Here is a 14,347-nt window from a genome sequence, read left to right as displayed (position 1 = left end):
AAGAGTGTTTAGATTATACTTATTTATAGTATTCTTTGTTTCATGTGGATAAATACCAAGTACCTCAGCTCTATGCCCAAGCTTAAGTCTATATCTTATCGCTGTACTATCATTAATAGTATCAATAAATGAATTTTTATTTGCATAAACTTCTCTTATTAATTTTAACTGTTCCTGCCGCGAATTTTTCTTTTCCTGCTCTTCTTTTGTATTTGTTAATATTGGAATCAGCTTGTCTACCAAATCATTGATGTATTTATCATTTGGATCAGGTTCTTTTGTTAATCTAAAAGGTTTATTATCTAAAGCTTTGGATTCCGGCTCATCAGATGGAGTCTTCTTATCAGAAATTTGGAGTTCTTTTATTAAATCAAGTAAAGTTTGAAATTGTTCTTTGTTTGATTCAGCAAGTTCTTTTTTAAATTCATCTAGATGCTTTACTGTAACAAGCAAGGTGTCATTTTTGATTATTTTTTCAATAAGAACTTTAACTCTTTGTTGTTCCTTAGTAATTGCATTTTTTTTGAATTTTAATGCCTCTAATAATAATTTTAATGGATTTGACTTTGATTTTTCAGCCTTTGTGCTATCTTGAATTGTACGATATTCTATGTGATAAAAATGTTTTTCATCGTTTTTAATTCCTGCTAATGAGGATGTTATCGATAATAAAATAAGATATATAACACAAATAAGGGATCTAAACATTTTTAATCTTCGAAGGATTCAGGTAAACATAAATAAAAAAATATTTTTTTTTAAAAAATGAAATAATTTTCTTAATGTTACAAAAAATATATTTTTACGTTTATTCAATATAAAATTAATCATTTTATACTGATGTTCGTAAAATGAGTTGGAATTAATCTGGTGTTGGTTTAGGATATTTTATAAAATGATTTACGAGGCATTGTCATGTCTGGTTGATGAAATCAATGAGCATTTCAGAATCAGACTTAAAGTTTCAGAAGATAAGGTCATCTTATCTGCCATTGTAAATCAGGATGGTTCCATTGCCATCCAAGGTGAAAACAAAATCCTCCTAACTCTTATTAATATCGAAAAAGAAACCGTAGGAAGGAATAATTCTTCTTTTTCAGTTGCTTCACTCGGTATAAATAAGTCACCGGTATTAACAGTTAACCTTCATGTGTTGTTTTCGGCGTATTTCAGTAATGGAAATTATCCGGAATCATTAAGGTTCATCTCCTTCATTATCGCTTTTTTTCAGCAAAAAAGCGCTTTTAACAGGGTTAATACGCCCCGTTTAGATCCGGAGATAGATAAATTAATATTTGAAATGGCTAGTATAAGTCCCGAGCAATTAAACAATGTCTGGGGATGTTTAGGAGCAAAATATATGCCATCAGTTATATATAAAATAAGAATGTTAACCTATAATAATAATATTATTAGAGAAATCAGGCCATTAGTTTCTGATGTAGAGAGCGATAACACTATTGATAATTCATAAAAATGAAATACGCCTATGAAGTATTGTTAAATGTTTCGTTTAACCATACTTATTTTTTAAACAATGTTTTTGAGAGTTTGACTTTTATGCCTTCCTCATCAACTCAGTTATTGTTTTTGAATAATGGTTTGCTATTAAAGGCATACCGTGGTGGCTTTCGTATTTTATACGATACTAACTTTAATGGTAGTTTTAGGAGTAGGGTAGATCTTATTTCTAATGTGCTCGAATGCAGATTTAATTTATCACTTACAGATAACAATTTTTATAACTACACTTCAATTGATGAGGGGGCTGATATTAGAAATAAGGTATTTCATTTTTTTAATAAGGCAGAGAATGATTTCGATCTGAAACCTATGATTCATAAGGGTGATTTTGTTTCAGATATGGATCTTAAATCAATTGTGGAGATCGATGAAACTTATTTTGTGAAGCCTTTTGCAATTCTTGACATTAGAATTGCTCCAGATCTTCCTTTCAGTTACTCTTTAAATTTTAAAGCGAAAGAAACATTTTGGAGATATGTATTGATGAGCGATGATTTACAATCACTTAATAACCCGGCAATTATTGATAATTCTGGTATTGAGTTATTTGATGAGCCTGAATTTATAAAATTTAGTGGAACAACTGGTTTGGCATTTAAATCCAAGAAACCTATAAGTTTTTCACAACAAAGTATTCAGAATTTTCAGCTTGTTGAGAATTACGATCCAAAATATAGTAGACATAAAGTGGTTATGCGGGCATTGCCAAAAGCGAATCCAGAACTTATTACTTTGATTAAAAGTGATATTGAAATTGAAAACAAAAATTACTCTGAAATATTTATTAACTAAACTAAATTAAAAATGGCATCAACACTAATGACACCAGGGGTCTACCTGGAAGAAAAGAACGCCTTCCCAAGTTCAGCAGTGGCAGTAGAAACTGCTGTTCCGGCATTCATTGGCTACACATCAATGGCTGAGCGAAATGGGAAGTCGTTAGTAGGAAAACCTACTCGTATTACTTCGTTTGCAGAATACATTGAATGTTTTGGCGAAGGTTTCAAATCTAAATTTAAAATTGAGGATTCAAGCGTTGGTGATGAACAATCATTTATGCTTGATAGAGCTCCCAAAAAGGTAGCATTTAAAGATGGGCATATTGCTTACATGTTCAATAGTATTCGTCTTTTTTATGCTAATGGTGGTGGTCCATGCTACATCATGTCTGTTGGTCTATATGGTGGTGCAGATTCATTAGAAATAAAAGCTGGTGATTTTGAAGTTCTAGACATTTTGGAAAAGGAATTTGAGCCAACACTAGTTGTAGTTCCTGATGCAATCGCCTTAGGTGCAGAATGTTATGGTATTTACCAAAAAGTACTTGCACATTGTGCCAAAATGCAAAGTCGTTTTGCAATTCTTGATGTTGTAAAACAAGATCCTACAGATGAAACGGCAGAAGTGATTACTAATTTCCGTGAAGCTATTGGAATTAATTTTCTGAATTATGGTGCAGCTTATTATCCATGGCTGAACACTTCAATTGTTCAGAATGATGAAATAGATTTTGAGAATGTTGATGGTGATCTTTCTACACTTTTACCTGAAGCTGATGCAAAGAATATCTATGCAAAATACAATGTGGATAGTGCAAAGTTTGAAGCAGGATCGCCTGATTTGCTTACAGCTAAAAAACACTTGCATCAGGGATTAAAAGCTGTAAGTCCTACTTATAGCAATATTCTTTCTGAAATTCGTACCAAACTAAATCAGCTTCCTCCAAGTGGAGCAATGGCAGGTATTTATACTCAAGTTGATAACAGCAGAGGAGTTTGGAAAGCACCTGCAAATGTTTCAGTTAATATGGTTAATGCACCAGCTGTTAACATTTCAAGTGAAGGTCAGCAAAGTCTTAATGTAGATGTGATGGCTGGCAAATCAATTAATGTTATCCGTTCATTCCCTGGTATTGGATGCCTAGTATGGGGTGGCCGTACACTTGATGGAAATAGCCAAGATTGGAGATATATCAATGTTAGAAGGACACTGATTATGATTGAACAATCAATAAAGTTAGCTGCAAGGGCTTATGTGTTTGAGCCAAATGATGCAAATACCTGGATTACAGTAAAAAGTATGATAGAGAATTTCCTAATAAATCTTTGGAAGCAAGGAGCTCTTGCGGGTGCCGCACCTGAGATTGCTTTTGATGTACAAATTGGGTTGGGATCTACAATGACACCTACTGATATACTTGATGGAAAAATGTTAATTACAGTAAAAGTAGCTTTGGTTCGCCCAGCTGAGTTTATCGTAATTACTTTCCAACAACAAATGCAACAATCATAATCAATTAATTAAACTTATTATTTACATTTAATAAATATTACAATTATGGCAGAAGATGGAGCAGCACAGTCAACGGCAACATGGCCGTTAGTCAAGTTTTCATTTCAAGTTAAATGGGACGATGCAGAGCTTATATTTCAGGAAGTAACCGGGTTGTCATCAGAAACTCAGGTTATTGAATACAGAGGAGGTAACAGTAAGGTTTATTCTACTGTGAAAATGCCTGGTATACAAAAATTTGGAAATATTACCCTCAAAAAGGGAATATTTAAGGGTGATAAAGCACTTTGGGATAAGTATAATTTGATCAAAATGAACACAATAAAACGTTCAACTATTTTGATTAGTTTACTTGATGAAACAAATGCTGTGGCAATGAGCTGGAAGTTATTGAATGCATTTCCATGTAAAATGACTGTATCAGATATGAAAGCTGATGCGAATGAAATTGCAGTTGAAACGATGGAATTGGCACATGAAGGCCTTTCATTAAGCGCATAATAATTTATGATAACTACTAGTCAATATTACCCACCTGTAGGTTTTAGTTTTAAAGTAAATGTAGAGGGAATAATGGGAGTAAATGAAGGTAGTTTTCAGGAAGTTAGTGGACTTAGTGTTAAAATAACTCCAAAAAATGTAGAAGAGGGTGGGGAAAATAGGTTTATACACCGTTTCCCCACCCCTCCTAATTATGAAAACCTCATACTCAAAAGAGGAATGTTAATTGGCTCACCACTTATAGCATGGGCCAGAACTAGTTTCGAATTATTTACTTTTTTTCCTAAAATTGTTAATCTTAACCTTCTCGATCAAACAGGAGCACCAATTTCCTCCTGGATGTTCGTTAATGCATATCCTGTAGCAATGAAGATTTCAGAATTTAAAGCTCAGGAAAACATATTGGTAGTTGAAACCATGGAGTTATGTTTTGATTATTTTACAAAAGTAAATTGAGATGCCTATAGAAATCAGAGAATTAGTTATAAAAGTATCTGTAGACCAGAATAATAAGAAATCAATTTCAGGAATTGATCCAAATGAATTGATTGCTCTTAAAAATAAGATTGTAAAAGAGTGTATGGAAAACATTCGTCTTCGAATGAAAAATACTTCTGAACGCTGATATGCAGAATCTGGTTAAATTAAAAATACTTGGGTTTAAGGATCCTTCTTGTAAAGGAGTGGAATCCGATTCAATTGTGGCATTTATTAACCCATCGGCTTATGAGCGATCATTAACAGTAGATTATACACAGGATCAGACTATTGGCTCCAATGCTAGTACCCAAAGCTTTAAAAGTATGGGGCAAAGTGATCTGAAATTGACTTTTTTTGTTGATGGGACTGGTGTTGTTAAACTACCTGCTGGATTTAATGATGTTGATGATTATATTAAAAAATTCACAGACCTTGTAACCAAATATCAGGGTGAAATACACAGGCCATATTATTTACTCATTATTTGGGGAACACTCAAATTTACTGGTGTTTGTTCTAAAATAGACATTAAGTATAGCCTTTTTAATCCACAAGGTAAGGCTTTAAGAGCTACTATAGATATTACAATTACACAGAGTAAGGATTATAAAACCAAAATACAAGAAGGAGCTAATTCTTCGCCTGACTTGACACATTTAAGGACAGTTAATTCAGGTGATACACTTCCATTAATGGCCTATCGTATTTATGGGGACAGCTCTTATTATATTGAAGTAGCTCGCGTTAATGGGTTGAATAGTTTCCAGGATATTAAACCAGGAGATCAGATATATTTTCCACCTATAAAAAAATAACTATGGCAATTAGTTCACCTCAAAGTACCGTAGGTAAAACTTTATCTATTAGCATTAGTGTAAATGGAGCCACATTAGAAGATACTTATCCCTTAGTATCTATTCACACAGTTTATGAAATAAATAGGATTCCATATGCCGAAATTGTACTAATTGATGGGGCAGTTGATGTTGGAGATTTTTTATTGTCTGAAAAATCAAATCTTATACCAGGGGTGGAAATTTCAATCAGTGCCGGTTATGATTCAGTAAATTTGGTTATTTTTAAAGGAATAATTGTTAAACAAGCAATTAAAATCAGTAATGACAGTACAAGCAACCTTATTTTAACGTGTAAACATAAGGCTGTACAAATGACCTATAACAGGAATGATTCAGTTTTTTTAGATAAGAACGATTCTGATATTATTTCTTCAATAATTAAAAAGTACTCTTTATCAGCCACAGTAGATTCAACAACTTTTCAGTATGAAAATTTATATCAAAAATCTGCCACCGATTGGGACTTTATTTTGTCTAGAGCAGATTTCTGTGGTTTGGTTGTAAGTTATGAAGGTGATTCACTTCATGTAAAAAAACCCGAACTTAATTCGACTCCAGTTCTCTTAGTTACTTATGGTGACTCCATTTTTTCTTTGAATGCAGAATTTGATGGAGAAAGACAGCCTGCTAGTATTAATACTATTGGTTGGAGTCCTAAAGATCTTGCAATAACAACTGCTTCAAAGGCATCAGAACCAAGTTTAAATGAACATGGAAACTTAAAAACCAATATTTTATCTGATGAATTTGAACTGCAAGACTTAACACTTTATTCAGGAACACCCATGGATGAAGCAAATTTAAAAGTTTGGGCTGACTCAAAACTACTTAGAATGCGTTTATCTGCTTTAAAAGGATCAGTTTCTTTTCAAGGTAGTGGAGAAGTTAATGCTGGTGATATGATTCAGCTTGCAGGGCTTAGTGATCGCTATAATGGAAAAGCATATATTTCTGCGGTTGAACATACTATTGAGGATGGTGCTTGGATAACTAAAGTAAATTTTGGTCTTGACTCTAAACCAATTTCCGAGCTATCAAATTTTTCATATTCACCATCTGCCGGACAATTTCCCGCTGTTCATGGGCTCCAAGTTGGAATAATTAAACAATTGGATCAAGATCCAAAGACTGAATTTAGATTATTGGTAACAATTCCGGGAATGACAGGTGTTGAGGCATTATGGGCAAGAATGGCCAATATTTATGCCACTAATATGGCTGGTTTTTATTTTCTTCCTGAGATTGGAGATGAGGTTATTCTTGGTTTTGTTGACGATGATCCATCTCATCCAGTGATACTTGGATCATTATATAGTAGTAAAAATAAAGCGGCTTTTACAATACAGAAAGAAAATAATACGAAGGCTATAACTACCAAAAGTAAGATGGAAATTAATTTTGATGAGGAGAAAAAAATCATTAAAATTTTTACTCCCGGCGGAAATAGTATTACATTAGACGACGAAGAAAAAGGCATAACAATTAAAGATCAGAATAACAATACTCTAAAATTGAATTCATCAGGTATTGAAATGGAAAGTCCTAAAAATATAGTTATTAAGGCTACTGGAAACATTACACTTGATGCAACCGGAAAATTATCGCTGAATTCAAAACAAGATGTTGCCGTAGAAGGATTAAATATAACTAATACCGCAAAGGTGGGATTTACTGCAAAAGGTAATGCTTCTGCAGAAATTTCTGCATCTGGTCAAACAGTAGTAAAAGGTGCAATGGTTATGATAAATTAAATATGCCACAAGCTGCAAGATTAAATGATATGCATACTTGTACGATGGTTGATGCAGGTATACCTCCAACACCACATGTAGGTGGACCTATTTATGGACCAGGCGTACCTACAGTTCTAATTGAAAAATTACCAGCTGCCGTTATGGGCGATACTTGTATTTGTATCGGTCCTCCTGATACAATTGTAAAAGGCTCTGCAACCGTTATGATTGGGAAAAAACCTGCTGCTCGAGTGGGAGATTCTACTGCTCATGGAGGTTCAATTGTGCTCGGTAGTCCAACAGTTATGATTGGGGGATAGAAAAATGGAAGAAGTAAAATCATTTTTAGGAACAGGATGGAGTTTTCCACCTACGTTTAATAAATCGGATTATTCTGTTTCAATGGTTTCGGATATCAATGATATTGAAGAAAGTATTAGAATAATACTTAGTACGACACCCGGTGAACGATTAATGCAGCCTGAATTTGGTTGTGACCTTAAGCGTCTAGTTTTCGAAAAAGTGGATTCAACTCTTATTGCCAGTTTGGATCACCTTATTTATCATTCACTGCTTAATTTTGAACCTAGAATTACTTTCATTAATACCGAGGTTTTAGAACAAAATGACTTGGATGGACTTTTACATATTAAAATTCATTTTAAGGTAATCATCACCAATTCTAGGCATAATATTGTATTTCCTTATTACTTAATTGAAGGAACCAATGTTTCATCTATTTAGGCACTATATAGCGAATGGCAAAGGATCAGTTACTTGATTTAATTGATGGTATGACTCAGGATGAGAGACGAATAAAAGCGCTCGATCCGAATTATGTCAAGATTGATGATCGTAAAATTTCTGATTTGTTAAAATTCATGTCTGATTTTGCCTCTCAGGTTAATTTCTATAACGAAAAGGATAAGATTGAGGGTAATTGGCAAGACTTTTTAAAAGCAGATAGAAATATTCTTATTCTACTCATAACTGAATTTGATCTTACAAGTTACTTTATCCAATTTGAAAAACTTGAAACTAGAATTCATATTTCATCTTCAGATAAAGAAGCGATAGAGGCTTTAAATAATCTATTTTTATTCCTTCATAATTTAATTAAACTGTTTAATTCAACCTTTAATAAATTTGATTATGGAAATAATTCAGATAAAATAAGCCTTGAACTTGGAACTTTAATAGAAGGGTTAAATAAAGAAATTTCAGAAATTATAGCTTATAATAAACAAGCTGAAAATCATTTTGGAGAATCATTTGCCTTTGTTTATCCTGAAAAATATACTGATCCCGATGTTTTTGTTCCACAGATATTTACTGAAGCAGCAGAATCAAAAATTATAATATTACCAGCTCTTTTCTATATTAAAGAATCTTTTTTTAACCTTAGGTCTAAGTATAACAATTTATTAGCAGTAACTGCATTCTATTTTAAGGATTATGACCTTCTTAAAAATGAATACCCTCCGCATATTTCCTTGTGCATTACTTTTATTAAGTTATTTGAACATTTAAATAACCAGCTTAATAACCTAACATCAGATCATCTTGATTACTACTACAAAAATATTCTTGAACTTCAATCAAATTCTGCTAAACCTGATTCAGTTCATATAGTATTTGATCCCTCAACAATTGATCAAGTTATTCTTAAAAGAGGAGAACAACTACAGGCTGAGGTTGATTCTAATTTACTTTTCTACGCAATTAATGATGATCTAATTGTAACCAAGGCAAAAATAAAAAAACTTAGAACCTTAATTCTAGATGAACACATACAGGTTGTCTCTCAAAATCAAGATAACCAGGATGTTAAAGAGATTGAGCTCTATAAAGCTTCACATAACAACATTCAAGCATCAAACTTTTTTGATCAAAATTCTGTAAATCATTCTTGGCCAGTTCTTGGTGAAAGTCAATATGAGCTATCCGATGATGATCGTACAATGGAAGATACGGATATTGGAATTATACTTGCCTCACCCATACTCTATCAAATTGAGGGTCAGAGAAGTATTATGTTGATCATATATTTTGAACAATTATCTTTTGGGAATTTAATTCAATATTTTAAGAACTATTCAAGTGTAACAGGAAAGCTTTTTCAAATTGTAAGTCATGAGCTTTTATCTGATGCTTTTACAATTAGTTTTACTTCATCTAACGGTTGGGAGGAGGTAAAATGGTATACAATTAAAATTAATATAGCAGAAAGAAATTTTGAAATAAAGTTCGACTTATCTCCTGTAGATTCTGCTATTGATATTTACTCAGCCGAAAAACATGGTCATAACTATGAGTCAGAATGGCCAATAATAAAATTAATTTTAAATAATTACTCAACACATAATCCATTTTCATTTTTCAGAAAATTATTAATTGAGCGTGTTACTATTTCTTCAAAAGTAAGTGGCGGTAAATTAGTAAAACTGCAGAATAATGTCGGTAATGTTAGTCCTGATAACCCTTTTCATCCTTTTGGCCCTCAGCCTGTTTTAGGGTCATACCTTGATATAAAGAATACAAATATATTCAACAGGTATACCAAAGACTTTACTATAAAAATGGAATGGATTGATCTTCCTAGAGCTTCAGGAGGATGGGAAACCTATTTGAAAGAATACAATTCAAATATTAGGAATGATTCTTTCAAGGTTAAGCTAAGTGGATTATCGCAGGGAAAGTTTAAACCATCATTATCAAATAGACAGGAATTTAATTTATTTAATACTATTCGAGGTGATTTCGGTTCAGATATATTGTCAGAAATATCAGAAATAAGAGATATTGATTTAAAAAGACTTAATTTACCTAATCGACCACTTCTACAGAATGAAGGAATCATACCTGATGTCAATTTTACTGAAGGGGCTATTAGACTTGAATTTTCTTCTCCTCAAGAAGCCTTTGGTTCAAGGCTATATCCTCAGATTTTTCCAGAAACTGTATTACATAATTCAAAAAGATTTTCAAAAACACGTCCTTTACCAAATCCGCCACATATTCCTGTTATTAAGTCAATAACAGTAGACTATACCCTTGAACATTCAGAAATACTTATTAAAACAGCTAAAAATGAGGATTCAGCATTAAAGATAATCCATCAATATCCTTTTGGCTATGTAAATGTTTATCCTGAAAGTGATAAACAACCCTATAACTTTATTCCTGATTTTGAATTTGAAAATAATCTTTATATAGGAATAGAAGATCTTTATCCTAAACAAGAATTAAGTCTTTTATTTCATTTTCAGCCAACAAATTTTTCTGTCAATTTAAAAGAACCGGAATCAATTATTTGGAGTTATTTGTATGATAATGCTTGGATAATTTTAGATAAAGGAGAGGTTTTATATGATAGTACAAATAATTTTATTAATACAGGAATTGTTAGAATCAAAATACCGGAAGATATACAGAATGGAAGTACGAGAATTTTACCTAACCTTTGTTGGTTAAGAGCATCATGTAGTGGTCAATGGAATGTAAAGTCTAAAATGATTGGGGTTTATCCACATGCTCTTACAGCCACCCGTATTATTGATATCAATTCAAAGATTACAGATATTAAATTACCACCTAATACGATCAAATCTTTCAGAAACAAAATAACTGGGATCAATTCTGTTCATCAGTTATTCTCTTCATATGATGGAAAGCCAGCAGAAACTATTGACCAATATTATTTAAGGGTTAGTGAACGTTTAAGGCACAAAAATAGAATGGTCACTAACAGAGATATAGAAGAATCAATTCTAGAAGAGTTTCCACAGCTATTGATGGCAAAAAGTATTTCTACTGAATCATCATTAAATAATTTTCAATCATTTGGAAATAAAAAAATCAGGATAATTATAGTACCAAAGGAAGCTGAAGAAGTTTTTTTTACCAATAATCAACCTAGAGTAAACCTAGCTGATTTATATAAAATAAAAAACTTTATAAAAGCAGGTATCTCACCATTTGTTGATATTGAGGTGGATAATCCTGTTTATGAAAAGATTAAACTTGTAGGAAAGGTTAAATTCGCTGGAAAACATTCTAACGATCATGGTTATTATATGCAAAAGCTTAATGATGATATAAAAAGATATTTATGTCCATGGCTGTATGAATCTAGCTCTTCATTTAAAATCGGATCACATATTTATGTTACAGAGTTATTAAATTACATTAAAAAAAGACCATATATTGAATATTTAACAGGTTTTTCTGTGCTACATTTCTTTAATTGGTCAAATGAGCATAATGACGAGAATCTTTCTGGCATGAATGATCTTGGGTTAAATAATATGAATTACATAAAAGGATCAGTTCCTGAAGCAGTTATCATTCCTTCAGATGAGCATTTGTTTACAATAATGGAAGAAGCAGTATATTCTGATCCAGTACTGGTAGGAATTGGTAATCTTGCCATTTCTGATGAAATGATTATTTACGATAAAATTTCATCGCCATTATCTGAAGAAAGCAAAACTACATCTACAAATATGGATGAAAAGGAATATATTAACCTTTTTATCAGCCATAATATAAAATAGGGTATGGGAAAGAAAAAACAATATCAAAGTAGAGAGCAACTAAAAGAGTTTTTCAGAAACGGTAAGGTGCCATCAGAAAAACATTATTCAGACCTCATTAATTCTATGGTTCATAAGGTTGATGATGGTTTTTCCAAAGATGACATTAATGGATTACGTATCTCTTCAATTGAAGAAGCCAAAAATTTGATTTCCTTCTATAAAGATCTTAATGAGCAAGATCCCTTTTTTCTGATTTCTAAGGATGAATTGGATCCTACAAGCTTGACATTAAAATCATTTGAAGTTCCTGAAGGAGTTAAAAATGAAAATAACAATAGCTTTTTTTTTCATACTAACGGGAAATTAGGTGTTGGAACAAAATGCGATGATAGATTCAAAATGGAGGTCAATGGTTTTGTCGCTATGCAGGGCAGAATTGGTACTTATAATAGTGGTTCAAGACCAGCAGATGGAAATTGGCACACTATTCTTGAAAAATTAGATCATTGTCAATCTTTTGAAATTATGGCTAGAACTGGTAAAAAAGGTACTGGTAGATTTGCACTCATGCATGCTATAGCCTTAGGTATTTATGGGCCTAGAGGAAGTAAAATTAAAAAGCAGCAAACCTATTATGGTTTTTTCTGGAATAAATTAAATCTCAGATGGACAGGAACAACTCATAATTACAATCTAGAAATTAGATCAAATAGTAACTATGGAGAAAATGTAAATATTCATTACAGTATAACTCATTTATGGGACGATTTTTTATTTCTTGATCCAAACGAATAATTTTATTTAATTAATAAATGATCAAGCCAGTTACCATAGAAAAAGATGCTCTGAAGAAACCTTCGTTGAATTTTGACTATTTGCGTAAAAGTGGAATTGAATTAATTCAACAATTGTCTGGTAAAAGCTGGACCGACTTAAATCTTCATGACCCTGGTTTAACGATTCTAGAACAATTATGTTTTAGCATTACGGAGCTTGCTTATAGAACTGATTTTCCTCTTCAGGATCTTTTAGCTAATGAAAATGGTACTATTGACTACCAGAAGAATGCTTTTTTTATCAAAGAGGAAATTTTAACTACTAGTCCGGTAACTATCAATGATTTCCGAAAAGTTATAATTGATGAGATTGAAGTAGTTAAAAACGTTTGGTTTTATCCATTAAAATCAAAGTACTCTTATGGTGCTTTAAGTGGTCTATATAGTGTTGTTGTTCAGGTTGATCCTAAAACAGCAGAAAAATTATTACTAGATGATAATATTTCAATAAATATAGCTGATCAAGTTCGTAAATGTTTTGTGTCAAGGAGAAATCTATGTGAGGATATACTTGATGAAATTATCATTTTAAAACCTGAAAAACTGACAGTCGAAGCTGAGATAATGATCGAACCTCATCGGCTTGCTGAAGAAATTTTAGCTTATGTATATCACCGCTTGGAGAACACTCTAAATCAACCTGTGAACTATTATACACAGGATGAACTTTTAAATAAAGGATTAAGTATTGACCAAATCTATAATGGTCCTCTTTTAAAGAATGGTTTTATTCCAGAAAATGAGCTTACTGATAGAAAAATTTTAATTGATCCAACTGAACTAATTAAGTCAATATCCCAAATTGATGGAGTGCTTTCAGTTAAAAATTTAAAGATAATTAACGGACATCAAAGTAGGTTTAACAAACCCTTTAAAATTGGCGAAGATGCATTTGCTCTATTAGATATTAAATTATCAGAGCAGCATATTAAGTTATTTAAAGATAATTTGGAATTAACTGTAAAGAGACCTGTTTTTCGTTCTATTTTGCAAAAAATTAGAGAATCCGATAAAAGAGATTTTATTTCATCCTTTTATTCCAATTCTGAAAAAGAGCAAATAGGAGGTAAATATCGTGACAATAGAATTTATCATTCAATTCAAAATCATTTTCCAAAGATCTATGGAATTGGAAAAGAAGGTCTTGCAGACAAAACACCATTGTCTCGAAAGGCGCAAGCCAAACAATTGAAAGGTTATTTGCTTTTTTTTGAGCAAATCATGGCTAATTATTTGACTCAGCTTTCAAACATTGGCAATGTTTTATCAGTTGATATAGACAATAATGGTTTAAATACGTATTATCTGAATACGCTATATAACGTTCCAGATGTTAAATACTTGTTAAAAGAATTCTCCACAAACTATCCTGAAATGTCTAAGCAGGATTGGGAGTTATTTAAAAATGATGAAAATAATGGCTATATAAAATCCCTGAAAGATTCATTAGAAACTGATAAAACTTTTGAAAAAAGGAAAAATAAACTTTTTGACCATCTTTTAGCCAGATTTAATGAGTTTTTATACCCTTATCCAGTTCATCTTTATTCTACTTTATATGAATCCTATCTAAATGATGATAGAAT

General features: G+C 31.9%; 14 protein-coding genes. 13 read left to right on the top strand and 1 reads right to left on the bottom strand.

Features of this window, described 5'->3' with window-relative positions; genetic code table 11:
• A partial coding sequence (locus ACIQZ6_RS09555) for a hypothetical protein (RefSeq protein ID WP_395810503.1) occupies positions 1–708 on the bottom strand: 708 nt, incomplete at its 3' end.
• Between the two features lie 187 nt (positions 709–895).
• Here ACIQZ6_RS09555 and ACIQZ6_RS09550 point away from each other — a divergent pair.
• The 13 genes from ACIQZ6_RS09550 to ACIQZ6_RS09490 form a co-directional block, all read left to right on the top strand.
• The gene (locus tag ACIQZ6_RS09550; RefSeq protein ID WP_395810501.1) at positions 896–1,474 is read left to right on the top strand and encodes a DUF4255 domain-containing protein; all 579 of its coding nucleotides are present in this window, start codon (positions 896–898) and stop codon (positions 1,472–1,474) included.
• Between the two features lie 2 nt (positions 1,475–1,476).
• Positions 1,477–2,316, top strand: a complete 840-nt coding sequence (locus ACIQZ6_RS09545) for a hypothetical protein (protein ID WP_395810499.1) — start codon at positions 1,477–1,479, stop codon at positions 2,314–2,316.
• Positions 2,317–2,328: 12 nt separating this feature from the next.
• The gene (locus tag ACIQZ6_RS09540) at positions 2,329–3,816 is read left to right on the top strand and encodes a phage tail sheath C-terminal domain-containing protein (RefSeq protein ID WP_306550162.1); all 1,488 of its coding nucleotides are present in this window, start codon (positions 2,329–2,331) and stop codon (positions 3,814–3,816) included.
• 45 nt (positions 3,817–3,861) lie between these two features.
• Entirely contained in the window at positions 3,862–4,317 is a 456-nt protein-coding gene (locus ACIQZ6_RS09535; protein WP_306550161.1) for a phage tail protein, read from the top strand.
• Between the two features lie 6 nt (positions 4,318–4,323).
• The gene (locus tag ACIQZ6_RS09530) at positions 4,324–4,773 is read left to right on the top strand and encodes a phage tail protein (RefSeq protein ID WP_395810497.1); all 450 of its coding nucleotides are present in this window, start codon (positions 4,324–4,326) and stop codon (positions 4,771–4,773) included.
• 1 nt (position 4,774) lies between these two features.
• Positions 4,775–4,942: a DUF5908 family protein gene (locus ACIQZ6_RS09525; RefSeq protein WP_306550159.1), complete on the top strand. Its 168-nt coding sequence runs from the start codon at positions 4,775–4,777 to the stop codon at positions 4,940–4,942.
• 1 nt (position 4,943) lies between these two features.
• On the top strand, positions 4,944–5,612 hold the full coding sequence (locus ACIQZ6_RS09520; RefSeq protein ID WP_306550158.1) for a hypothetical protein: 669 nt from the start codon (positions 4,944–4,946) through the stop codon (positions 5,610–5,612).
• A gap of 2 nt (positions 5,613–5,614) precedes the next feature.
• Positions 5,615–7,405 carry a type VI secretion system tip protein VgrG gene (gene vgrG / locus ACIQZ6_RS09515; protein WP_395810494.1) on the top strand — a complete coding sequence of 597 codons (1,791 nt, stop codon included), beginning with the start codon at positions 5,615–5,617 and terminating at the stop codon, positions 7,403–7,405.
• Positions 7,406–7,407: 2 nt separating this feature from the next.
• Complete coding sequence (locus ACIQZ6_RS09510; RefSeq protein WP_306550156.1) at positions 7,408–7,707, top strand: PAAR domain-containing protein; 300 nt, start codon at positions 7,408–7,410, stop codon at positions 7,705–7,707.
• Positions 7,708–7,711: 4 nt separating this feature from the next.
• The gene (locus ACIQZ6_RS09505; protein WP_306550155.1) at positions 7,712–8,131 is read left to right on the top strand and encodes a GPW/gp25 family protein; all 420 of its coding nucleotides are present in this window, start codon (positions 7,712–7,714) and stop codon (positions 8,129–8,131) included.
• 137 nt (positions 8,132–8,268) lie between these two features.
• On the top strand, positions 8,269–11,943 hold the full coding sequence (locus ACIQZ6_RS09500) for a hypothetical protein (protein ID WP_395810492.1): 3,675 nt from the start codon (positions 8,269–8,271) through the stop codon (positions 11,941–11,943).
• Positions 11,944–11,946: 3 nt separating this feature from the next.
• Positions 11,947–12,720 carry a hypothetical protein gene (locus tag ACIQZ6_RS09495; RefSeq protein WP_395810490.1) on the top strand — a complete coding sequence of 258 codons (774 nt, stop codon included), beginning with the start codon at positions 11,947–11,949 and terminating at the stop codon, positions 12,718–12,720.
• Between the two features lie 17 nt (positions 12,721–12,737).
• Positions 12,738–14,347: hypothetical protein (locus ACIQZ6_RS09490; RefSeq protein WP_395810488.1), on the top strand; the 1,610-nt coding region annotated here is incomplete at its 3' end.

Origin of the sequence: Daejeonella sp. (assembly GCF_044348475.1) — a bacterium.
Taxonomy (GTDB): Bacteria; Bacteroidota; Bacteroidia; order Sphingobacteriales; family Sphingobacteriaceae; genus Daejeonella.
This window is presented reverse-complemented; position numbering and strand designations above follow the sequence as displayed.